The sequence below is a fragment of the Streptomyces sp. NBC_00554 genome, from assembly GCF_041431135.1.
In the GTDB taxonomy this organism is placed as follows: Bacteria; Actinomycetota; Actinomycetes; order Streptomycetales; family Streptomycetaceae; genus Streptomyces.
On sequence record NZ_CP107799.1, the window covers coordinates 3,695,074 to 3,717,767 of the forward strand.

Sequence of the window (22,694 nt, forward strand, 5' to 3'; positions counted from 1 at the left end):
TCATGCGGCGGTATCACTTGGTACCGACCGTACGCAGCGCGCTGACGATCAACGCACGCGTCACGTGCACGATCTCGGAGACCGAGACCCGCTCCTGCGAGCTGTGTGCGACGCGGATGTCGCCCGGGCCGAACTGCAGGGTCGGGATTCCGGCGGCGGCGTAGAGCCGCAGGTCGCTGCCGTACGGGGCGCCGTGTTCGTGCGGAGCGGGGGCACCGCCCGCGACGGCGTGCGCCGCCCCACGTACGACATCCCGGAGCGGATGCCCCAACGGCAGGCGCCCGCTGGCGAACTGGCCCCCGGGCCAGGTGACCTTCGCCGGATGGTCGCGCAGCCACGGGTCGGCGGCGCAGGCCTCGGCCACGCAGCTCTCCAGGGCGGCGCGGGCGGCCGCCGGGTCCTCGTCCAGGCGTACGCCGAAGCGGCCCTCGGCGACCAGGAGATCGGGCACGCTGCTCGCCCAGTCGCCCGAGCGGACCGTACCGACGGACAGCGCGTACGGAATGCGGTACTCGGCCATCAGCGGATCCGGGTCGGTGTTCCGCTCGGCCTCCAGGGCGGCCAGCGCGCGGTGGACGGGCAGATACGCGTCGATGGCGCTGACCCCGGCGTCACGGGAACTGGCGTGGGCGGCAAGACCGGGCACGGCGATACGGAAGGTCAGCGCACCGGCGTTGGCCGTGATCAGGGAGCTGCCCGTCGGCTCGGTGATGATGCAGGCGTCGCCCGTGTGGCCGCGCTGGAGCGTGCCGAAGGCGCCGAGTCCGCCGTCCTCCTCGCCCACCACGAAGTGCGCCGCCAACCGGCCGCGCAGCCGTACCCCGCTCGCCCGGATCGCGGCAAGCGCGGCGAGGTGGGCCACCAGACCCGCCTTCATGTCGCACGCACCCCGGCCATGGACGGTGTCCCCGACCACCCTCGGCACGAACGGGTCCCCGTCCCAGCCCGCCGGGTCACCGGGCGGTACGACGTCCACATGGCCCTGAAGGATCAGCGTCGGCCCGTCACCGCCGTCCTCCGTGACCCCGACAAGGCCCCACGCCTCGTCCCGGGGGGCCTCCGACCCGGGGAAGCCGGGGTGTGCCAGCAGTGCGGGCAGGTCCATGGACCACAGGTCGACGTCCAGCCCTAGTCGGCCCAGCAGCCCTGCCAGGTGGTGCTGCGCCTCGGATTCCGCCGGGGTCCCCGTCACGCTCGGGATGGCGATCAGCTCGAGAAGGGTCCGGGCGATGGCCCCCTCGTCGATCGCGGCCAGGGCGGCCGCCTCCTGCGCACTCAACTCGGCACTGGGCACGTCGGTGGTCATGGGCGGTCGCTCCTGTCGCGGCTCAGTGCGTCACGACTCAGTGCGTCACGACTCAGTGCGTCATGGCTGTCTCGTCGCGTGATGTTCACGTTGATGTTGGACCACTCCGGATCCTATGGCCCGCCAAATGGGCACTCAATCTCCGTATTGGCCGACTATTGAGACCAGGTCTGGTCGGTATCCGTGCCGGGAGAGCATGCCGGGAGGCTCTGGTGGAGATCGCTTCGTTGCCATTCGTGGATGAGCACGTGACGGTCATCGCGGCGGGGGCCGACGACGTCTGGCATGCCTTGGGCGAAATCGTGGAGCGGTCCTTCTCGGGTCCCCGTGCGGCCGGCTACGCGCGGCTGGTCGGAAGCCCCGACCGTAAGGCGTCCGGGCCGCGGCCTCTCGCCGAGGGCTCGACGTTCCCCGGGTTCCGGGTAGCCGCCGCGCTGCCGGGGCGGGAGTTGGCACTTGAGGGGCGCCATCGTTTCTCGACCTACGCGCTGATCTTCCACCTCGACCATGCAGGACCGGGCCGGACACTGCTGCGCGCCGAGACCCGGGCCGTCTTCCCCGGCCTGGCCGGCGGCCTCTACCGACGGCTCGTCATCGGGACGGGCGGGCACGCGGGCGGCATACGACGCCTGCTCTCGGCGGTCCGCCGCCGGTCGGAGCAACCCCGGTCCGAGACCGGAGCCCCGGACAGCGGTTCCCAGCAGGAGTAGTAGCTTGCGGCCATGTGTGTCTCGATGGACCGGGCCGACTTCTCCGGCACCACCCTCTACGCCGGACGGCTGCGGCATCCCGCGCACGGTCTGATCCATGTCCTGGGCTACCAGAACACCGTGGTCAATCTGGCCGACGGCCCCAACGCCATGCTGCTGCACCTGCCGACGTACCGGATGAGCCGGGACAACTTCCTTTCGGTGGGGCGCAGTTCGGACGTTCTGGAGCGGATGGTGGATGCGATGCGACCGGCCACCCGTGCGGACGACGGCATCGCCTGGATGGGGTGGGACGCCGCCCCCGAGGTCGAGGTCTTCGAGCACGACATCTACACGGTGTTGCTGGCCCGCGACCCGGCCGCACTGCCCGCCGCCCTCGCCGAGGTGCCTGCCCACAAGCGGCCCCGGCTGAGCGAGGCGCTGCTGCGGTTCTACGGGGAGCGGTGTCCGGGGTACGCCCTTGCCGTGTGCTGCTTCGACAACGCGCAGGCGGCGCAGGCCAAACCGCTGCTGATGTGGTACCCGCCGATCGATCCGGACGTGCTCACCATGCCCGCGGTGGACTGCCACACGGGAGAGGTGCCGGACCTCGACTCCGAGGTGGCGGTGGATCATTGGGTGCTGTTCGGTACCGACGAGGCACCCGAGGGGTGGGGCTTCCCCGTCGCGTACGACGAGCGCATGCGGCACGCGTTGCGGCGGTTCCTGCCCGGTGCGGTGGTGGGGCGGCGCTTCGAGGGCGCTCTCCCCAACGGGGACTTCGCCATCGGCCACGATGACCTGCTCGCGGGCGAGTTGGGCGGTATCCGCAGGATCTGACGTGCGCGTCAGGCGTCGGCGCCGCTTCCGTACGGGCGGGTCAGGATTTCCAGGTTGTGGCCGTTCGGGTCGTCGAAGTACGCGCCCCGGCCGCCGTCGTTGGTGTTGACCTCGTTCACGCGGCGGTGGAACGGGTCGGCCCAGTACGTGAGTCCGGCGGCCTGGATGCGGGCGAAGATCTCGTCGAAGTCGTCCTCCGAGACGAGGAACGCGTAGTGCTGCGGGGGGATCGGCCCGGGGGTGTCCATGTAGTCCAGCGTGACGCCGTTGGGGATCGGCACCGGGATGAACGGGCCGTAGTGCTCACCCACCCGCAAGCCCAGGATGTCGGCGAGGAACCGTGCCGAGGACTTCTTGTCGTGGGCGGCGACGATGGTGTGGTTCAGCTCGATGGTCATCGCGAAGCCTCCTCGTAGAGCCGGCGTCGCTACCTCGTAGAGCCCGCGCCGCCACCTCGTACAGCCAGCCTCGCAACTCCGGGGTACGCCGTCCAGTCCACCCTCCGTTCCAGACCGCCCCCCGGTCCAGGCCACCCCAGGGAAGAGCTTAAGGTAAGCCTTACCTAATTCATCGATCGGAGTCGTTGTGCGCACCTGGGGATCAAAGGCCGTACTGGCCGTTGCCGTCGTCGGCGGGCTGTTGGCCGGATGCTCGTCCAGCGATGGAGCATCCTCCTCGAAGAGCGAGAGCACCGCCTCCGACTCGGACCGCAATCTCGTGGCCGGTGCCTCCGAGGGACCCTCCGTGGCCCCCAGCGCCGTCGAGGACGGCATGGGTGCCGGGAGTGCCAAGGACGGGGAGTTCCCCCGGACCGTCGGGCACTTCCAGGGCAAGACGGAGATCAAGACCGAGCCCAAGAAGATCGCCGTGCTCAGCACCGGGCAGCTGGACGACCTGCTGTCCCTGGGCGTCGTGCCGACGGTCACGACCCGCGCCGACAACGCCGGGCTCGTCCCGGACTATCTGGCGGACGCCTTCCCGGCGTACAAGAAGCAGCTCGCGGAGATGACCGACGCGGGGACCCGCCAGGCGCCGAACCTGGAGACGCTGGCCGCCGCCAAGCCCGACCTGATCCTGCTCAACGACTCGCTCGGCGACCTCTACCCGAAGCTGTCGAAGATCGCGCCGACCGTGGTGACGGCCGGCAACGGTATCAACTGGAAGCGCGACCTGCTGCTCGTCGGCGACGCGATCGGCAAGGGCGAGCAGGCGCAGAAGCTGCTCGACTCCATCGTGGACGACGCCGCCGCCAGTGGTGAGAGCCTCGGCGATCCCGCCGTGTCGATGCTGCGGTTCACGCCGGACCGTACGCGGATGTTCGGGGTGTCCTCGTTCACCGGCTCGATCGCCGTCGACATGGGGCTCGGCCGGCCCAAGTCGCAGCAGTTCAACGCGATTTCGCAGGACATCGGCGCGGAGAGCATCGACACCGCGGACGGCGACTGGATCTTCTACTCCGTGCAGGGCGACGCGTCCAAGACCGACGCGGGCAGCGTGCTCGCCGGACCGCTGTGGAAGTCGATGAAGGCGGTCAAGGCCGGGCAGGCCGTGAAGGTCGACGACGACCCCTGGTACCTCAACGCCGGTCCGACCGCCGCCAAGCTCGTCATCAAGCAGCTCACGGACACCATCGGCAAGTGAGTCAGGCAGCTCAGGCGGAACGTGCGGTTCCGCCGAGGTCGGTGAAACGACGCGCGACGGCAGCCAGGCGTACCGCCTGGCTCGTCGTCGCGCTCCTGCTCATGGTCGCCGCCGTCGCGTTCAGCCTCGCCGTCGGCACCCGCCCCGTGCCCCTGTCCACCGTCCTCGACGCCCTCCTGCACGGCGGGGACTCACCGGACGCGCTGGTCGTACGTTCGCTGCGGGTGCCGCGGACCGCGATCGGGCTGACGGCGGGGGCCGCGCTGGGGCTCGCCGGGGCGGCCTTGCAGGCGGTCACCCGCAATCCGCTCGCCGATCCGGGGATCCTCGGACTGAGCCAGGGCGCGGCGGCCGGTGTCGTCTTCGCGATCGCGCTCGGGTGGGCGAACGGCTTCTCCGGGTACGTCTGGTACGCCTTCACCGGCGCCGTCGTCGCCGCGTGTGTCGTGTACGCCATCGCCTCGCGCGGGCGGGGTGGCGCCTCGCCGGTGAAACTGGCCCTCGCCGGAACCGCGCTGTCCGCGATGACGGCCGGGGCCACCACCGTTGTACTGACGTCGAGTTCGGCGACCCTCGACCAGTTCCGGTTCTGGCAGGTGGGCGCGCTCAGCGGGCGCGACGCCGGGACCGTCGGGCGGATGCTGCCGTTCCTGATCGCCGGCGCGCTCCTGGTGCTGGCCTGCGCCCGCGGCCTGGACGCGCTCGCGCTCGGCGACGACACGGCGCGGGCGCTGGGCCACCGGGTCGCGCTCGTACGCGTGTGTGCGGCGCTCGGCGCGACCGTACTCACCGCGGCCGCCGTCGCCGCCGCGGGGCCCATTGCCTTCATCGGCCTCGCCGTCCCCCACCTCGCCCAGCGCCTCGTCTCCGGCGGCCACCGCTGGACCCTCCCCCTGTCCGCCCTCCTCGGCGCCGCCCTGCTGCTCGCGGCGGACGTGGCCGGGCGGGTGGTCCGCGCCCCCGCCGAGGTCCCGGCGGGCGTGATGACCGCGCTCGTGGGCGTACCCGTACTGATCGTGCTTGTACGCCGGAAGTCGGTGGGCGCATGAGCACCAGCACTTACCCCCGCTCAGCGGGCCTCTCCGCCGTCCGCCACCGCGGCCTCTCCGTCCTCCTGCACCGGCGTTCGGCAGCCGTCGTCTGCGCACTCGTCGTGCTCCTCGCGGGCGTGATGCTGCTGTCGGCGTGCGTCGGGCAGACGTACATCCCGCCGGGCGAGGTCTGGCAGGTGCTGCGCGGCCAGGGCGGCCCGTACGACCTGATCGTCGGTGAGCTGCGCGTCCCGCGGATCGTGCTCGGCGCGATGGTCGGCGCCGCGCTCGGGCTGGCCGGGGCGCTGGTGCAGACCGTGACGCGCAACCCGCTCGCCAGCCCGGACGTCATCGGCGTCGGACACGGCGCCGCCGCCGCGACCGTCCTCGCGCTCGCCACCGGCACGGTCGCCTCCCCCGGCGCGCTCCCGGCCGTCGCGGTCACCGGCGGTCTGGTGGCCGCCGCGCTGGTGTACGTGCTGGCCTGGCGGCACGGGATGCAGCCAAGTCGGTTCGTGCTGACGGGAGTCGGGATCGGGGTCGCGCTCTCGGCGGTCGTACAGCTGTATCTGACCGAGAGCGAACTCGCCGAGGCCGAGGCGCTCAAGCTGTGGCTGACCGGCAGCCTCAACGGGCGGGGCTGGGAGCAGGCGGGGCCGCTCGGCTGGGTCCTGCTTCTCTCGCTGCCCGCCCTGGTGTGGGCGAACCGGGCGCTGCGACCGCTCGGCCTGGACCCCGAGACGGCCGCCGCGCTCGGCATGCGCGTGCACCGCACCCAGCTCGGGCTGACCTTCCTGGGCGTGGTGCTCGCCGCGACCGCGACGGGGGCTGCGGGACCGATCGGCTTCGTCGCCCTCACCGGGCCGCAGCTGGCCCGCCGTATCACGCGCACCCCGCAACTGCCGCTCGTCGCCTCCGGGTTGACGGGAGCGGTCATCGTGGTCGTCGCGGATCTGGTGGCCCGTACGGTGGTGCCGCCGCTGGAGATTCCGGTGGGGGCTCTGACGTCGCTGGTCGGGGGGCCGTATCTGCTGTGGCTGCTGGGGCGTTCGGGCAAACGCTGAACCCGGGCCCGGAGAACCGGGCCCGGGTTCAGCGCAATTGGCCGGACCTGGCGAGAGCTAGATCGTGGCCGTGTCGATCACGAACCGGTAGCGGACGTCGCTCGCGAGGACCCGCTCGTACGCGTCGTTGATCTCGGAGGCGGTGATCAGCTCGATCTCCGCGCCCAGACCGTGCTCGGCACAGAAGTCCAGCATCTCCTGGGTCTCCTGGATGCCGCCGATGCCTGAGCCCGCGAGAGTCTTGCGGCCCATGATCAGGGTGAAGAGGTTGAGCGAGATCGGCTCCTCCGGGGCGCCGACATTCACCAGCGCGCCGTCCGACTTCAGCAGGGACAGGTACGCGCCGAAGTCCAGCGGGGCCGAGACCGTCGACAGGATGATGTCGAAGGTGCCCGCCAGCTCCTGGAAGGTCTTCGGGTCACTGGTCGCGTAGTAGTGGTCGGCGCCCAGCTTCAGGCCGTCGTCCTTCTTGCGGAGCGACTGGGACAGGACGGTCACCTCGGCGCCGAGCGCGTGCGCGATCTTGACGCCCATGTGGCCGAGGCCGCCCATGCCGAGGACGGCGACCTTCTTGCCGGGACCGGCGTTCCAGTGCTTGAGCGGGGAGTACGTGGTGATGCCGGCGCAGAGCAGCGGCGCGGCCTCGTCGAGGGAGATGCCCTCGGGGATGCTGAGGGTGTAGTTCTCGTCGACGACGATGTGCGTGGAGTAGCCGCCGTAGGTGGGCGTGCCGTCCACACCGATGCCGTTGTACGTCTGGATGTTGCCCTTGACGCAGTACTGCTCCAGGCCCGCCTTGCAGTTCTCGCACTCGCGGCAGGAGTCGACCATGCAGCCGACGCCCGCGCGGTCGCCCACCTGGAACTTGGTGACGCCGGAGCCGACCTCGGTGACGATGCCGGCGATCTCGTGGCCCGGAACCATCGGGAAGATGGCCTCGCCCCAGCCCTCACGGGCCTGGTGGATGTCCGAGTGGCAGATGCCGGCGAACTTGATGTCGATCAGGACGTCGAACTCACCGACCTCGCGCCGTTCGATGGTGGTGCGCTCCAGCGGAGCCTTGGCGGCGGGGGCGGCGTACGCAGCAACAGTGGTCATGCCGGGGTTCTCCTAGGGAGTGGTCGTGTACCCGGCTGCCTTCTGACCTTCTGACCGGGTACGTCGTCCAGCGTGCCGGGCCACGCGACATTCACCCAGGTCACGGCTTTACGTACGTTCACTGGTCCTACTACTGGCGGGGTCAGGTTCGTCCGCGCTTCGTCTGCGTACGACCGTGAATACTGGAGGGCATGGACCCACAGCCCCCTCAGTCTTCTCAGCAGCCCTCGGGCGAAGCGGGGCCCCCGCTGGACCGGCGCGCCGAGCTCAGCGAGTTCCTGCGCACGCGCCGGGCCCGGCTGAAGCCCGAGGACGTGGGGATGCCGGACTTCGGGCGGCACCGCCGGGTGCCGGGGCTGCGCCGCGAGGAGCTGGCGCAGCTGGCCGGGGTGTCGGTGGCGTACTACACCCGCCTCGAGCAGGGCAACGGACGGAACGTGTCCGCGGAGGTACTCGACGCGATCGCGCGCGCCCTGCGGCTCACGGACGCCGAGCACGCGCATCTCACCCACCTCGCGAAACCCAAGCAGCACAAGAAGAAGCAGGGGGCTCGGCCGCAGCAGGTACGGGGCGCCTTGCGGCAGCTGCTCGACACGCTGGACGGGGTGCCGGCGTACATCACCGGGCGGCGGTCAGACGTCCTCGTGTGGAACCGGATGGCCGCGGCGGTGTTCGGTGACTGGGCGGAGCTGCCGGTGCAGGAGCGGAACTGGGCGCGGATGGTGTTCCTCAGGCCCGAGTACCACGATCTGTTCGTGGAGTGGGAGCAGAAGGCGATCGACATCGTCTGCCTCCTGCGCATGGACGCGGGCTGTCACCCCGATGATCCTCGGCTGTCCGCGTTGGTCGGGGAACTCTCCGTGAAGAGTGAGGACTTCCGGCGGTTGTGGGCCACGCACGACGTGAAGGAGAAGACTCACGGGGTGAAGCGGCTGCGTCATCCCCTGGTGGGTGACCTCTCCCTTCAGTACGAGTCCTTCCAGCTGGCCGGGGACGCTGAGCAGGTGCTGGTCACGTACCACGCGGAGCCGGGGTCGCCCTCTGCGGAGGCGCTCCACCTGCTGTCCAGCTGGGGCCGGGACGCGACGCGGGCGGGCGCCGGGTCACCGTCGTAGGTTTTTCGCCCCCTCCGCCCCTACCCATTCCCGTCACTTGGGGGCTGCCGCCCCCAAACCCCCGCTCCGCGGGGTTCAGCCCGTCCGGCGTTTGAGGACGAGGCCGTTCAGGCCGACAGCGGGGGTCTGGGGGCGGCAGCCCCCAGGAACAAGGGACGGGTAGGGGCGGAGGGGGCGAAGAAAACTCCCCTAGCCCCGATACGGCGGCGCCACCCCCCACCCCCACCGCGGCACAGGCTGCTCCCCCGGAGCCACCGCGTCCGGGCCGGAGAAGTACACGGCCAGCCGCGTCCCCCACTCCACGTACGCGACGAACGCCGAGCGGAACTCGGCGTCGGTCGGGAGGCCGGCGTCGTCGGCCGCGTCCTGGAGGAGGTTGACCCAGCGGCGGCGCTGGACCTCGGTGATGCCCTTGCCGAGGTGCTTGGCGACCATGTGCCCGTGCCCGCCCTGCGTCTCGGAGTACCCGGCAGGACCACCGAAGACCTCACCGAGCCAGAGCGCGACATGCGCGGCGTGCTCGGGGGCCATGTCCGCGAACACCGGGGCGAGGACGTCGTCCTTGAGGACCTTGTCGTAGAAGACCTCGGTGAGACGGGCGAAGGCCTCGGCACCCCCCGCCCAGGCGTACAGCGTGGGCACGGCCGCACCCGAACCCCGTACCGCCGTCGGCTTGTAGTGGCGCATCTCCTCGATGCTGGAGACGTAGGGCCGGATCTCGGCCAGGAAGTCGGGGAAGAGCTCCGACTTGCGGAAGCCTTCGAGGTGATCCTCGGTCGACGTCCAGGTGATCCGCAGGACGAAGTGCTCGAAGTCCTCGTCGCAGCGCGCCAGTTCGTAGTCCATGCATTGCGGAGCCGCAGCGAGCTGGACGGCGGCCCGGGTGTAGGCGGCGAGGAACTCCGCCGACTGCTGCTCGGGGATGCGGTACCGGATGTACTCGACGGTGTGGACGGTCATGCCCCCACACAAACACGGACGGCCCGCCGGAAGCTCTCCCTCCGACGGGCCGTTCGCTATTGGCTCACTTCACTTGCGGGCTCAACCTGCCTGCGGGCTCACTTCCCGAAGTACGCGTTGAAGACCGAGACCGTCGACTTGTTCCCCTTCTTGTCGGCGATCCTGGCGCTGAAGGAGATGCCCTTGCCCTTGCCCGGGTTCTTGAAGGTGACCTTGCCGTTCTTGACGGTCAGCTTGGTCCACTTCTTGCCGTAGTCGTAACTGACGTACACGGCCAGCGACTTGAGGTTGCTGCCCGCGGCCGCTCCCTGGACGGTGACCGGCATGGTCACCTTCGCGCCCGCCGTGGCACGGCTGTCCAGGCCGACGAGCGCGCCGAAGCGGGCCGTGGAGACGGGCAGCTTCGCGTTGGCGGCCTTCTTCGAGCGGAACGTCCAGCTCGCGTTGATCTTCGTGGCGGCCGCGGCCACCTTCGCGGAACGCGTGATGGACGTGTTCAGCTGGTACTGCGCATCCGCGGCCGGCACCTTGAACTGGCCGCTGCCGTCCAGCGGATCGGCACTCGCGGAGATCTTGGTGCCGTTGCGGTACAGGGTCGTCTTGACCGAGGTGTAGAGGGATTCACCGGCGTTCCCCGGGCCGTCGGCGAACATCGGCAGATAGCCGTAGAGGTAGTCCCCGGAGCGGAAGACCCCGTACGCGCTGCCGAGCTTCGGGCCGAAGACCCCTCTGTTGAAGGTCTTCGTGTAGCTCGTGCCCGCCCGGTAGGTCACCGGGTCGCCCGAGGTGTAGAAGGCCTCCATGGCCGGGGAGCCGTCCGCGGCCACGCCCCCGTACTGCGCGAAGTCGAGGCCCCACTTGACCTGGTCACCGGTGGACAGATAGACCGTCCGCGAGCTCGGCAGCTTCTGGGCGACCTCGACGCCGAAGGTGAAGTCGTTGGGCAGCTCGCCATAGGCGAGGACCGAGCCCGTCTTGCCGGAGGCCGAGGCCCCCAGGTTCGCCTTCACCTTGGCGAGTTCGCTCGCCTTGTAGTGCTTGACCTTGGCGCCCTGCAGCTTGGTGACCTTGCCGCCGGTGAACACGTCGTACTCGGTGGCGCCACCCTTGACCCAGCTGCCGGACCAGCTCTGGTACAGGCCGGAGGCGATCGCCGGTCCGACGTGCGCGACCCGCAGGTTCTGGAAGGAGTCCAGGCCGATGCCCAGTCCGATGCCCGCGGCGTCGTACGAGTAGGAGACAACCCCCTGGAGCTGCTTCGCCGCCGCGTCCGGCACCGTGATGTCGGCGCCCTTGGCGGTGCGCTGGTCGATCGTCACCGTGGTGTCCTTGGTGACGTCCAGCTTGGGCTGGACCAACCAGTCCACGCCGCCCTCGATGGTGACGAGGTCCTTCAGCAGGATGGTGTCCAGGATGTACGAGCCCTTGGGCACCCGGATGGTGTCGGTGGCCCCGGTGCCCTGCCGGTAGAAGTCCCGTCCTTCGGCCAGACCCGAGTAGGCCCACAGGTCGGTGAGGTGGATGGGCTGCTCGCCCGCGCGGGTGATGTAGTTCACGGTGACGTCGTACGACTCCACCTCGCGCTGCACCGCCGCCGCCGTGCGCACGGTCTGGCCGCCGCCGGTCGCCGTCACGTACGACGAGTACGCGCCGTCCGTGGTGCCGCCCAGCTTCGAGTTGACCGTCAGGTCGACGGACGCCTCGCCGTTCGCGGGGACGGTGACCGTCGTCGCGCCGAGCGTGAAGAAGCCCGCGGGAGCCGCCTGGCCCTTGGGGTTGGTGGCCGTCGCCGTGAGGTTCAGGGTGACGTCCGCCGTGCCGAGGTTGCGGTAGGTGATCTGCTCGGTCACCGGGGTGTCGTCGGTGTGCGGCCACTCCTGGATACCGAAGCTCACCGACGAGTTCTTGGCGATCACGGTCTGCTGGATGGCCTTGTCGACCTGGATCCGGCCCGCGCCCTGCTGGAACGGCGTGTACGCGCCGCCCTTCGCGGAACCGGTCAGCGCGCCCTTGAGCTCGGCGTACGTCCAGTCCGGGTGCTGCTGCTTGAGGATCGCCGCCGCGCCCGCGACATGCGGGGTCGCCATCGACGTACCCGAGATGGTCAGGTAGCCGGCCGGCTTCTCGCCGACCTCCTGGGCGATGAGGCTGCCCGCGGCCGAGGCCGCCGTGATGTCCACACCCGGCGCCGTGACGTCGGGCTTGATGCCCCCGTCGAGGCCGGGGCCCCGGCTGGAGAAGGCCGCCAGCTTGTCGCTGTCGTCCACGGCGCCGACGGTGAGCGCGTCGGCCGCGCTGCCCGGGGAGCCGACGGTCTGCTCGCCGCCGTCGTTGCCCGCGGCGATCGCGAAGAGGATGCCCTTCTCCTCGGACAGCTTGTTGACCTCGGCCTCGAGCGGATCGATCTCGGGGGTGTCGAAGCCGCCCAGGCTGAGGTTCACGACGTCGGCGCCCTGCTCGGCCGCCCACTCCATGCCCGCGAGGATGCTGGAGTCCTCGCCGCTGCCCGTGTCGCTGAGGACCTTGCCGTTGAGGATCGTCGCGCCGGGCGCGACACCCTTGTACTTGCCGTTCGACTTGGCGCCCGTGCCCGCCGCGATCGACGCGACGTGCGTGCCGTGGCCGTACTTGTCGGTCGCGTCCGGAGAGGTGGAGAAGTTCTTCGACTCGGCCACCTGGCCCTTGAGGTCCGGGTGGGTCGTGTCGACTCCGGTGTCCAGTACGGCGATCTTGACGCCCTTGCCGTCGTAACCGGCGGCCCACGCCTTGGGGGCACCGATCTGCGGCACGGACTTGTCGAGGGTCACCTCGCGTACGCCGTCCAGCCAGACGTGCGCGACACCCGAGGCCGCGCTGCCGTCGTCGGTGACCGCGTCCCACAGCTCGGCGGCGTCCTGCTTGGGCGTCAGAACGGCGTCCGCGTTGAGGGACTTGAGGGTCCTGCGGACGGTGCCCGCGTCACGGACGTCGTCCTTGGCGGCCGTCGCCGTGCCCTTGTAGCCGACGATCACCTTCAGGCCCTGCTTCTGGGACTTGCGGTTCGCCGCCTTGTTCAGCTCGGTGACGTCGAAGAGCCGCTGGTCGAGCTTGCCGGTGGCTATCAGGCGCTGCGCGTCGGCCGGCACCACGAGGGTGTGGCCGTCGGCCTTGCGGATCTGGACGGGTATCTTCTCGCGGCCCTCGGCGCGCTCGACGCCGACTACGCGGCCCTTCGCATCGACGGCCACCCGGTCACCGGTGATCAGCGTGATGCTGTGCTTGGCCGTGAGCCCGGCCTGCCTGGCCTGCGCGGCCAGTTGGGCCTGCTGGCCCGTGGAAGCGCTACTCGCGTGTTCGGCCGACGCCGGGCTGGTCATTCCCGCCGCCAGTGCCACAGCGGCCGCCGTGGCGACCGTCGCAGCGCACGCCTTTTTCACTTGTCTGCGCAAAACTCCCCCTGAGATGAGATCCGGACGAATCCCCATTCATCCGGCCGGAGGAAGTTCCGCACGCGCATACGTGCACCCCCCGGAATACGCAATTATGCCCGGGGGGTGATCGCCTACTCAATAGAGGGGAAGCGGCGAAGAGTTGACGGACTTGCTCCGCTACGCTCCCGCACTCCCCCTTTTGTACTCCTTTAAGCTCCCGCGTTTTCCTTGACGGTGATCTTGCCCTTGCGGATAGTCGCAAGCCGCGGAGCCTTCTTCGCGATCGCGGAGTCGTGCGTGACCATGATGAAAGTGAGCCCGTGCTCCTTCCACATGGTTTCCAGTACGTCCATGATCTCGTCGCGCATCGACTCGTCGAGGTTGCCGGTCGGCTCGTCGGCGAGCAGTACCTTCGGCTGCTTGACCAGGGCGCGGGCGATCGCGACGCGCTGCTGCTGACCGCCGGACAGCTCTGCGGGCAGGTGCCCGAGCCGCTCCGCGAGACCCACCGACTCCAGCGCGTCGGCGGCCCGTTGGCGCCGGTCCTTCGCCTTCACACCGAGGGGTACGAGGGCGGTCTCCACGTTCTCCTGGGCGGTGAGCGTGGGAATCAGGTTGAAGCTCTGGAACACGAAGCCGATGTTCTCGGCGCGCACCTTGGTGAGCCTCGCCTCGGACAGCTTCGCCATGTCGGTGCCGTCGAGTTCGACGCTGCCTTCGGTGGGCCGGTCGAGTCCGCCGAGCATCTGGAGAAGGGTGGACTTTCCGCCACCGGTGGGGCCCTGGATGACCAGCCGGTCGCCGGAGGCGATCGTCAGGTCGACACCGGCCAGCGCGTCGATCGTGTCCTTACCCCGCGAATAGCGCTTGGTGACGCCTCTGAGTTCGTACATGGGAACAACTCCTGGTTGTGCGTAAGGGGGTTGGCCGCGTGAGCCGTGCGGGGCCGTGACTACTCGACGCGGCGCAGGGCGTCCGCGGGACGCAGCCGGGAGGCGCGCCAGCCGCCGAAGGCACCGGCGATCAGACCGCCGGCGACTGCGAGGCCGACCGCGACGACGATCGTGTTGAGGCTGACGGGTGCGCTGAGCGCGACGTCGAGGGTCGAGGACGCCGCCTCGCGGGCGGCGCCGAAGCCGCCACCGCCACCGGGGCCACCACCGCCGGGACCGGCTGCCGCGCTCGAACTGCCCACCTCCGCCTGCAGGGTGGGGCTGATCTCGGTGACGACGAAGGCGCCCGCGAGCCCGACCGCGATACCGAGGGCACCGCCGACCAGACCGTTGACGATGGCCTCACCGACGACCTGGCGGGTCACCCGGCTCGACTTCCAGCCGAGCGCCTTCAGGGTGCCGAACTCGCGGACGCGCCGGGAGACCGCCGAGGAGGTGAGCAGACCGGCGACCAGGAACGCGGCGATGAGCACTGCGATCGACAGCCACTTGCCCACGTTCGAGGCGAGGTCGGAGGCGGTCGACAGGGAACCGGAGACGGTGTTCGCGAGGTCGGCGGAGGTGGTGACCGTCGTACCCGAGATGTTCTTCTGGATGGTGCTCTTGACGCTGTCGATCTGCTGCGAGTCGGACGCCTTGACGTAGATCGTGGTGACCTTGTCCTTGGAGTCGCTGAGCGTCTGCGCCTGCTTGAGCGGGATGTACAGGTTGGCCGCCGCGTCACCGCTGTCGGGCGTCGCTATGCCGATGACCTTGTACTTGACGCTCTTGATCGTGACGGTGTCATTGAGAACGAGCTTGTTCTCCTTGGCGTACGACGTGTCGACGACGACCACCTTGGCGTCCGTCTCGGACGCCGTGAAGGTACGGCCGCTGGTGATCTTCGAGGAGGTCAGCGGGCCGAGTTCGGGCTTGGTGACGTCGGTGCCGTAGACGGTGTAGCTGTTGACGTCGAACTCGGCGCCGCCGCCCTCGACACGGCCCTGGGGAGCACCGGTGCCGCCACCGTTGCCACCGCCACCGCCGCCACCGGGGGCAGCGGTCGCGCCCTCGTCCTGCTGGAACTGGCCCTGCCTGAAGTTTCCGTTGACCTTGACGACCTGGAGGCTCAGCCCGCCGACGGAGTCCGCGACGCCCGCCTGGGAGTCGACCTTGGTGACCGTGCTGGAGGCCAGGGTCTGGAAGCCCTGGACCATCACGCGGTCGCTGCTCTGCTCGGAATCACCCTCGTTCGCGTCGAAGTTGAAGCGCGGGCGCTCGCTGGTGTCCGACTGGGCCGCGGCAGCCTTCGTGACCGTCATGTCCGTACCCAGTCCGTACAGCGACTGGAGGACCTTGCCCTGGGCCTTCTCCATGCCCGAGGACACGGAACTGACCACGATGACCAGGGCGATGCCCAGGGCGAGCCCGGAGGCGACGACGAGGGCCGCCTTTCTGCGGCGGCGCAGTTCGCGCCTCAGGTAGGTGAAGAACATGGCCGCAAGCTAGGTACGGCGGGTGATGAAGGCATAAGGCCGGGATAAGAGAATGATGAGAAGGCTGTGACGGGGCGGGAGTTCACCTGTGGGCAACCCCAGAAGCCTGTGCAAACGCGTCGGCGGCGACAGCTCGTGAGAGCTGCCGCCGCCGACGGTGAAGGTGACTTCTCAGACTGCCGAACCGGCGGTCCAGGCCGCCCAGTCCAGGTTCCAGCCGTTGAGGCCGTTGTCCGGGGCGATGGTCTTGTCGCCGGTGTTCTGGACGACCACCACGTCGCCGATCATCGAGTGGTTGTAGAACCAGGCGGCAGTCGTGTTCGGGTCGTTCGCACCCTTGGTGTCCGACAGGCCCACGCAGCCGTGGCTGGTGTTGACGCTGCCGAAGACGGACTTGGCGCCCCAGTAGTTGCCGTGGATGAAGGTGCCGGAGGCGGACAGGCGGATGGCGTGCGGCACGTCCTTGATGTCGTACTCGCCCTTGCCGTCGTCGTCCGTGAAGCCCACGGTCGCGCCGTTCATGCGCGTCTCCTTGAACATCTCGGACATCACCATGACACCCTGGTACGTCTTGTTCTCGGGCGAACCGGCGGAGATCGGGATGGTCTTGATGGTCGCGCCGTTCTGGGTGACCTTCATGGTCTTGGTCTTGGCGTCGACGATCGAGACCTGGTTGCGGCCGATCTTGAAGGTGACCGTCTTCTGCTGCACGCCGTACACACCGCTGGCGCCCTCGACACCGTCGAGGTTCAGCTTGAGGGTGACGGTGGAGCCGCCGGTCCAGTAGTCCTCGGGGCGGAAGTCCAGGCGGTTGGCGCTGAACCAGTGGCCGACGACCTCCTGGCCGCTGCTGGAGCTGACCGTGATGCCCTTCTCCACGTCGGCCTTGTTCGTGATCGACTTGTCGAAGTTGATCGAGACCGGCATGCCGACGCCGACGGTGGAGCCGTCCTCCGGCGTGAAGTTGCCGATGAAGCTGTTGGCCGGGGAGACCGTGGTGAACGACGCGTTCTCGTGGGCGACGCGGCCCTCGGAGTCGGCGGCCTCGGCCGTGATCTTGTACGTGGTGGAGCGCTCCAGCTGACCGGTGGGCGCCCAGCTCAGCTTGTCCGCGGATATCTCGCCGGCGACGGCGGTGCCGTCCGCGGTCTTCATGGTCACGTCCGTGAGCGTGCCCTTGCCCACGGTGACCTTGGCGGCGTTGTTGATGGAGGCGTTGTCGGAGCCGTCCTTCGGCGTGATCGTGATCGATGCCTCGGAGGTCTTCTTGGCGGCGGCCTCGTCGGCCTGGGCCTGCGCGCTGCTGGTGTTGCCACCGTCACCGCCCGTGGCCTTGTCGTCGCTCCCGCTGCACGCGGAGAGCACCAGCACCCCGCCGAGCAGTGCGGACGCGACCATCAGGCCCCTGCGCCGCTTACTGTCCGTCATCACACGCTTCTCCATCGTTGCCGAATCCCCAAAAACCAAGAGAGCCCCGTAAGAACTTTCAACGCTACGACCGGTTCGTCCCGTTCCACATCCCGTGGAAGTGTGGGGCACACCACGTCGGATCCCCATGGGGCGAGTGGTGCGGATGTGGTCAGTGCTTCTTCTGAGACGACGAAACCCCGGACGGCGGTTGCCGCCCGGGGTCACGATTTCCCCAAGAAGCGTCAGCCGACGCCGACTTCCTCGTCGTCCTCGGCGTCATCATCCTCGTCGAGGTCCCAATCCGGCGAATCGGGGTCGTACTCGATCGGCTCGCTGCTCCAGGAGGCCTGGGCGAGTTCGATCCCGGGCACCTCGCTGACCAGGTCGAACGGGTCGACGAGATAGGCGAGGGCCTCGGCAGTGTCTTCCGTCACTGCGTTCTCGGCGTGCGTCCGCTCGTCGGCCGGCATCCCGGTGTCATCCGCGATCCGCCGCAACGCGGCCTTGGCGACGGCGTCGGCGTCGTCGACTTCAAGCACCAGTTCGACACGAAGCCGTACAAACCGTGCTGTCTCAGGTGTACTCATGGGAGGGAGCGTACGACCCACAGGTTCCGCGACTTTCCCACGACCCGCGCCTTTCATTAGCATCGGTCCACACGGCCAATTCGCCAGCGCCACAAGGGGATCGATATTTCGTGTCCGCCGCACGTCGATCGTTGCTGACCGCCACAGCCGCGGGGACCCTCCTGGGAGCCCTGTGGTTCGTCCCGTCCGCCAACGCGACCCAGGACGAGCCCGTCCAGCACGTCTCGACGTCGACCAGCGCATCGCCCAGTGCCTCGGCCGGTTCCTCGACGACGACCACCGTGGACGGGACCTCCACGGACTCCGCCACCGAGTCGGGCGGCGACCAGGCCCAGCTGGCCGACACCGGAAGCGTCGACACGACGCCGTACGTCATAGGCGGCACGCTCTTTCTCGGCCTGGGGGCCGGGTTCGTGACGTATTCGGTGCGCCGGGAGCGCACGGTGGCCTACTGAGCGAGGTGCTGCGGCGCCCGTACCCATCGGGGAATCCATGCGAGACCTGACCGAGCTGACCGATGTCGAGGATCCGGCGTGGCCGACCCTCTCGGAGAGGCTCTCCACGACGAACTCCGTGTCCCTGGAGGTGCTCCCGGTGGACCCGGCGCAGGGCCGCGGGACCCTGCTCCAGCTGCAGATCACGGCCCGGTCCTGGCTGGGCGCGCTCGCGCTCAACTGCGGCGGGGTGGTGCTGGACAGCGGATGGCTGCGCATCTACGGCAGTCCGGGCGACGGCACACCGGCGGGCCCGCCCGGCCTCGCCGAGGTCAACGAATTCCCCGAACGCTTCGATCCCACCTGGCGGCCGGACGGCGGGCTCGTCATCGGCCATGACGTCCTGGGCGGCGTCTTCGTCCTCAACGGCCCCGCCCCCGAAGCCGACGGAAGACCCGGCCAACCCGGCGAGATGATCTACTTCGCGCCGGACTCGCTGCGCTGGGAGGCCCTCGAAGTGGGCCACGGCGACTGGCTCAACTGGCTTCTGAGCGGCGGCATGGAGCAGTTCTACGACACCCTCCGCTGGCCCGGCTGGCGCGGCGAGTCCGGCGCCCTGACCGGCACCCAGGGCCTCTCCGTCTTCCCGAACCTCTGGTCCGCCGAGGCCCGCCGCGACCTGACGGCCACCACCCGCCGCGCGGCCCCCCTCGCCGAACTCCTCGACCTGCACCGCGGCTCCGCCCTCAAACTCGACTCGGTCGACCCGGGGTTCTTCGGCGAGGTGCACGACTGAGCCGCGCGTCCGGCAAAGCCGAAGGGGGTGTCGTGCGGGCCGGATCGGCCCGCACGACACCCCCTTCGGTGCGTACGCCTGTTACTAGGCGGCCCGGCGACCGCCGCCGCCCTGACCGCCGCCTTCACCGCGGCGCTGCGGGGCGCGGCCACGGCCACCCGCGCGGCTCGCGCCCGCGGCGCCACCGGCCTCGGTGCGGCGACCACCGGCGCGCTGGGGCTGACGGCCCTGCGACTCCGTACCGGCACCGGCACCCGTGCTCTTGGCGCGGCCACCCGTACCCGTGCCCTGAGCGCGGCCACCCGCACCCGTTCCCTGCGGACGACGTGCTCCGCCGCCCACCCGGGGACGGGACTTGGGCCGCTTGGGCTGTTCGGCGACCTGAGGCACCTCGATGACCACGGGGACCCCGGAGGGCTCGCGGGCGCCGGTGATACGGGCCAGCTCCTCGTCGCTGGACGTGACCCGGGCGATGCGCGGGTTGATGCCGGCGTCGGCCATCAGGCGGGTCATCTCGCGCTTCTGCTCGGGAAGCACCAGCGTGACGACGCTGCCGGACTCACCGGCACGGGCCGTACGGCCGCCGCGGTGCAGGTAGTCCTTGTGGTCGGCCGGCGGGTCGACGTTGACCACGAGGTCGAGGTCGTCGATGTGGATACCGCGGGCGGCCACGTTGGTGGCGACCAGCACGGTGACCTGACCGGTCTTGAACTGGTCGAGGGTGCGGTTGCGCTGCGGCTGGCTGCGCCCGCCGTGCAGCGCGGACGCCCGGACACCGTTGGCGAGCAGTCGCTTTGTGAACCGGTCGGCACCGCGCTTGGTGTCGACGAAGAGGATCACCCGGCCGTCGCGCGCCGCGATCCGCAGCGCCACGGCCTTCTTGTCGGTCTCGTCGGCGACATGCAGCACGTGGTGCTCCATGGTCGTCACCGTGCCCGCCGACGGGTCCACGGAGTGGACGACGGGGTCGGTGAGGAACATCTTGACCAGCCGGTCGATGTTCTTGTCGAGCGTCGCCGAGAAGAGCAGTCGCTGACCGCCCGGCTCGACCTGCTTGAGCAGCGCCGTGACCTGCGGCATGAAGCCCATGTCGGCCATCTGGTCGGCCTCGTCGAGGACGGTGATGGCGACCTGGCCGAGCGTGCACTCGCCGCGCTCGATGAGGTCCTTGAGCCGCCCGGGGGTGGCCACGAGCACCTCGGCACCACGGCGCAGCGTCCCGGCCTGCCGGCCGATCGACATACCGCCGACGGCCGTCGCGATGCGCAGGTTCACAGCGGTCGCGTACGGCGTCAGCGCGTCGTTGACCTGCTGCGCGAGCTCACGCGTGGGGACGAGCACGAGCGCGAGGGGCGCCTTGCTCTCGGCCCGGCGGCCCGCGGTGCGGGCCAGCAGGGCGAGGCCGAAGGCGAGCGTCTTGCCGGAGCCGGTGCGGCCCCGGCCCAGAACGTCGCGCCCGGCAAGGGCGTTGGGCAGGGTGGCGCCCTGGATCGGGAAGGGCTCGGTGACACCCTGGGCGGTCAGGGTCTTCGTCAGCGCGGCCGGCATGTCCAGCGCGTCGAAGGACTCGACGGCGGGCAGCGCGGGCGTGATGCTCTCGGGCAGCGAGAACTCCTGCGGCGCCGGCGCGGCCTTGCGGGCCCCGCCCTTGTTGCCGGTGCCCCGGCCGGCGTTCCGCGCGGAGGCGGAGGAGCCGGTCTGGGTACCGCGTGCGTTCGCCGGCCTCTTACGGACGGGACGTTCGGATCGAGTCATGCTGGATCTGGATTTCCTTCCTGGGCCACACGGACAGCACACGCGCACAGCGCGAGCCGGGGCCCGCACCCGAAGGTGCGGGGCCCCGGCTCTGGAAAAGCGCTTCCCCCGATTTAGGCGGGGACGATGTTCTCCGCCTGCAGGCCCTTCTGGCCCTGCGCGACGTCGAACGAGACCTTCTGGCCCTCCAGCAGCTCACGGAAGCCGGAGCTGGCGATGTTGGAGTAGTGAGCGAAGACGTCGGGGCCGCCGCCGTCCTGCTCGATGAAGCCGAAGCCCTTTTCCGCGTTGAACCACTTCACGGTGCCTGTAGCCATGTTTCTCTCCTGAATAGGTAGGGGCCCCAATCCGGAGATGCACCGGGAAAAGCCGGAGATGCCGGTAAAACAAAACGCGCCTGCGGAAGATTCCGATCAGGCGCACAAAGTAAATGGGTACCAAAAACGTATCAATGTGACAGTAGCACACCTCTGGCCACGCCTGGTCCCCGAGAGGCCCGGACGTGACGAGGACCACCGTACAGCCGACGGCGGCCCCCGCCACGTACGACATCCGCGTACGACCGGCGGCAGAGCTAGGCCAGCGGACCCGTCACCGGCTCCACGGCCGTGACCACCTGCCCGGCGCGCACGAACGCGTCCGCCGCCGCCAGGTCCGGGGCGAGGAAGCGGTCGGGGCCGGGGCCCTGGACGCCGGCCGCGCGGACGGCCTCGATGACCGCCTGCGACGCCGGGGCCGGGGTGAGGCCCTCGCGGAGCTCGATCGCGCGGGTGGCGGCGTACAGCTCGATCGCGACGATGCGGGTGAGGTTGTCGACGGCGGTGCGCAGCTTGCGCGCGGCCGACCAGCCCATCGAGACGTGGTCCTCCTGCATCGCGGAGGACGGGATGGAGTCGGCGGACGCCGGTACGGCGAGCCGCTTCATCTCGCTCACCAGTGCCGCCTGCGTGTACTGGGCGATCATCAGGCCCGAGTCGACGCCGGCGTCGTCCGCGAGGAACGGCGGCAGGCCGTGCGAGCGGTTCTTGTCGAGCAGCCGGTCGGTGCGGCGCTCGGCGATGGAGCCGAGGTCGGCGGCGGCGATGGCGAGGAAGTCGAGGACGTAGGCGACCGGGGCGCCGTGGAAATTGCCGTTCGACTCCACGCGGCCGTCGGGGAGTACGACGGGGTTGTCGACGGCGGAGGCCAACTCGCGCTCGGCGACCGTGCGGGCGTGCGCGAGGGTGTCGCGTCCGGCGCCGGCGACCTGCGGGGCGCAGCGCACGGAGTAGGCGTCCTGGACGCGCGGGGCGCCGTCCTGGTGGTGCCCGGTGAGTTCCGAACCCTTCAGCACGGCCAGCATGTTGGCGGCCGCGGCGCTCTGCCCGGGGTGCGGGCGGATGGCGTGCAGCTCGGGAGCGAGGACCTTGTCGGTGCCGAGGAGGGCCTCGAGGGACAGGGCGGCCGTCACATCGGCCGACTTGTAGAGGGTCTCCAGGTCGGCGAGGGCCATGACCAGCATGCCGAGCATGCCGTCGGTGCCGTTGAGGAGGGCGAGGCCTTCCTTCTCGCGCAGCTCGACGGGGGTGATGCCGGCCTCGGCGAGCAGCTCGCCCGCGGGCCGTACGACGCCGTCCGGGCCCTCCGCGTCACCCTCGCCCATGAGGGTCAACGCGCAGTGGGACAGCGGGGCCAGGTCGCCGGAGCAGCCGAGCGAGCCGTACTCGTGGACGACCGGGGTGATACCGGCGTTCAGGATGTCGGCCATGGTCTGCGCGACCTCGGGCCGCACGCCCGTGTGTCCCGAGCAGACGGTCTTGAGCCGCAGGAACATCAGCGCGCGGACGACCTCGCGTTCGACGTGCGGGCCCATCCCGGCGGCGTGCGAGCGGACGATGTTGCGCTGCAGCTGGGCGCGGAGTTCCGGGCTGATGTGCCGGCTCGCGAGGGCGCCGAAACCGGTGGAGACGCCGTAGACGGGCTCCGGCTTCGCGGCCAGCGCGTCCACGATCTCGCGGGCCGCGGCGAGGGCCGCCACCGCCTCGCCGGAGAGCTCGATCCGGGCGCCGGCGCGCGCCACGGCGAGAACGTCGGACGCGGTCACCCCGGACGTCCCCACCACCACAGTGTGCATATCCATATTCAGGAGCG

The 22,694-nt window shown here is 70.0% G+C and carries 20 protein-coding genes; 8 read left to right on the top strand and 12 right to left on the bottom strand.

Annotated features, from left to right (window positions below):
- Nucleotides 1-13 precede the first annotated feature (13 nt).
- On the bottom strand, nucleotides 14-1,306 hold the full coding sequence (locus OG266_RS15925) for an ArgE/DapE family deacylase (protein ID WP_371546327.1): 1,293 nt from the start codon (nucleotides 1,304-1,306) through the stop codon (nucleotides 14-16).
- A 212-nt stretch (nucleotides 1,307-1,518) separates the two neighbouring features.
- On the opposite strand from OG266_RS15925, the gene OG266_RS15930 reads away from it, so the two are divergent.
- Together OG266_RS15930 and OG266_RS15935 are read left to right on the top strand one after the other, a co-directional pair.
- On the top strand, nucleotides 1,519-2,016 hold the full coding sequence (locus OG266_RS15930; RefSeq protein ID WP_371546329.1) for a hypothetical protein: 498 nt from the start codon (nucleotides 1,519-1,521) through the stop codon (nucleotides 2,014-2,016).
- Between the two features lie 12 nt (nucleotides 2,017-2,028).
- Nucleotides 2,029-2,835: a hypothetical protein gene (locus tag OG266_RS15935; RefSeq protein WP_371546330.1), complete on the top strand. Its 807-nt coding sequence runs from the start codon at nucleotides 2,029-2,031 to the stop codon at nucleotides 2,833-2,835.
- Between the two features lie 8 nt (nucleotides 2,836-2,843).
- Here OG266_RS15935 and OG266_RS15940 read toward each other — a convergent pair whose 3' ends face one another.
- Nucleotides 2,844-3,233, bottom strand: coding sequence for a VOC family protein (locus tag OG266_RS15940; protein ID WP_371546332.1), 390 nt, complete (start codon nucleotides 3,231-3,233; stop codon nucleotides 2,844-2,846).
- A 187-nt stretch (nucleotides 3,234-3,420) separates the two neighbouring features.
- Between OG266_RS15940 and OG266_RS15945 the strand changes: the two genes are divergently transcribed.
- The 3 genes from OG266_RS15945 to OG266_RS15955 all read left to right on the top strand — a co-directional run bounded on the left by OG266_RS15945 (nucleotide 3,421) and on the right by OG266_RS15955 (nucleotide 6,571).
- On the top strand, nucleotides 3,421-4,476 hold the full coding sequence (locus OG266_RS15945; protein ID WP_371546334.1) for an ABC transporter substrate-binding protein: 1,056 nt from the start codon (nucleotides 3,421-3,423) through the stop codon (nucleotides 4,474-4,476).
- Nucleotides 4,477-4,577: 101 nt separating this feature from the next.
- A complete protein-coding gene (locus OG266_RS15950; protein ID WP_371552806.1) occupies nucleotides 4,578-5,525 on the top strand; it encodes a FecCD family ABC transporter permease in 948 nt (315 codons plus the stop codon).
- Entirely contained in the window at nucleotides 5,522-6,571 is a 1,050-nt protein-coding gene (locus OG266_RS15955; protein ID WP_371546336.1) for a FecCD family ABC transporter permease, read from the top strand. Before OG266_RS15950 ends, OG266_RS15955 begins: the two co-directional genes overlap by 4 nt.
- A 57-nt stretch (nucleotides 6,572-6,628) precedes the next feature.
- Here OG266_RS15955 and OG266_RS15960 read toward each other — a convergent pair whose 3' ends face one another.
- Nucleotides 6,629-7,669 carry an NAD(P)-dependent alcohol dehydrogenase gene (locus OG266_RS15960; protein WP_371546337.1) on the bottom strand — a complete coding sequence of 347 codons (1,041 nt, stop codon included), beginning with the start codon at nucleotides 7,667-7,669 and terminating at the stop codon, nucleotides 6,629-6,631.
- Between the two features lie 191 nt (nucleotides 7,670-7,860).
- Here OG266_RS15960 and OG266_RS15965 point away from each other — a divergent pair, with 191 nt between their 5' ends.
- Nucleotides 7,861-8,784, top strand: a complete 924-nt coding sequence (locus tag OG266_RS15965; protein ID WP_371546338.1) for a helix-turn-helix domain-containing protein — start codon at nucleotides 7,861-7,863, stop codon at nucleotides 8,782-8,784.
- 189 nt (nucleotides 8,785-8,973) lie between these two features.
- Here the strand turns inward: OG266_RS15965 and OG266_RS15970 are convergent, their stop codons facing one another.
- From OG266_RS15970 to OG266_RS15995, 6 genes are all read right to left on the bottom strand, one after another.
- Nucleotides 8,974-9,744, bottom strand: a complete 771-nt coding sequence (locus OG266_RS15970; RefSeq protein WP_371546340.1) for a group II truncated hemoglobin — start codon at nucleotides 9,742-9,744, stop codon at nucleotides 8,974-8,976.
- Nucleotides 9,745-9,842: 98 nt separating this feature from the next.
- Nucleotides 9,843-13,100: a S8 family serine peptidase gene (locus OG266_RS15975; RefSeq protein WP_371546342.1), complete on the bottom strand. Its 3,258-nt coding sequence runs from the start codon at nucleotides 13,098-13,100 to the stop codon at nucleotides 9,843-9,845.
- A gap of 263 nt (nucleotides 13,101-13,363) precedes the next feature.
- Nucleotides 13,364-14,047: an ABC transporter ATP-binding protein gene (locus tag OG266_RS15980; RefSeq protein WP_266455243.1), complete on the bottom strand. Its 684-nt coding sequence runs from the start codon at nucleotides 14,045-14,047 to the stop codon at nucleotides 13,364-13,366.
- 59 nt (nucleotides 14,048-14,106) lie between these two features.
- Nucleotides 14,107-15,582 (bottom strand): ABC transporter permease, encoded by a 1,476-nt coding sequence (locus tag OG266_RS15985; protein ID WP_329545798.1) that lies wholly within the window; start codon nucleotides 15,580-15,582, stop codon nucleotides 14,107-14,109.
- 171 nt (nucleotides 15,583-15,753) lie between these two features.
- Entirely contained in the window at nucleotides 15,754-17,025 is a 1,272-nt protein-coding gene (locus tag OG266_RS15990; protein ID WP_371546345.1) for an Ig-like domain-containing protein, read from the bottom strand.
- A gap of 209 nt (nucleotides 17,026-17,234) precedes the next feature.
- Nucleotides 17,235-17,579: a hypothetical protein gene (locus tag OG266_RS15995; protein WP_266455252.1), complete on the bottom strand. Its 345-nt coding sequence runs from the start codon at nucleotides 17,577-17,579 to the stop codon at nucleotides 17,235-17,237.
- Between the two features lie 110 nt (nucleotides 17,580-17,689).
- Between OG266_RS15995 and OG266_RS16000 the strand changes: the two genes are divergently transcribed.
- Nucleotides 17,690-18,034 (top strand): hypothetical protein, encoded by a 345-nt coding sequence (locus tag OG266_RS16000; protein WP_266455255.1) that lies wholly within the window; start codon nucleotides 17,690-17,692, stop codon nucleotides 18,032-18,034.
- 37 nt (nucleotides 18,035-18,071) lie between these two features.
- On the top strand, nucleotides 18,072-18,809 hold the full coding sequence (locus OG266_RS16005; RefSeq protein WP_371546348.1) for a DUF2625 family protein: 738 nt from the start codon (nucleotides 18,072-18,074) through the stop codon (nucleotides 18,807-18,809).
- 84 nt (nucleotides 18,810-18,893) lie between these two features.
- On the opposite strand, the gene OG266_RS16010 is transcribed toward OG266_RS16005, so the two are convergent.
- The 3 genes from OG266_RS16010 to hutH all read right to left on the bottom strand — a co-directional run bounded on the left by OG266_RS16010 (nucleotide 18,894) and on the right by hutH (nucleotide 22,677).
- Nucleotides 18,894-20,564 (bottom strand): DEAD/DEAH box helicase, encoded by a 1,671-nt coding sequence (locus tag OG266_RS16010; protein ID WP_266455267.1) that lies wholly within the window; start codon nucleotides 20,562-20,564, stop codon nucleotides 18,894-18,896.
- Nucleotides 20,565-20,677: 113 nt separating this feature from the next.
- Nucleotides 20,678-20,881, bottom strand: coding sequence for a cold-shock protein (locus OG266_RS16015; RefSeq protein WP_266455269.1), 204 nt, complete (start codon nucleotides 20,879-20,881; stop codon nucleotides 20,678-20,680).
- A 257-nt stretch (nucleotides 20,882-21,138) separates the two neighbouring features.
- The gene (hutH, locus tag OG266_RS16020) at nucleotides 21,139-22,677 is read right to left on the bottom strand and encodes a histidine ammonia-lyase (RefSeq protein WP_371552808.1); all 1,539 of its coding nucleotides are present in this window, start codon (nucleotides 22,675-22,677) and stop codon (nucleotides 21,139-21,141) included.
- Nucleotides 22,678-22,694: the final 17 nt, after the last annotated feature.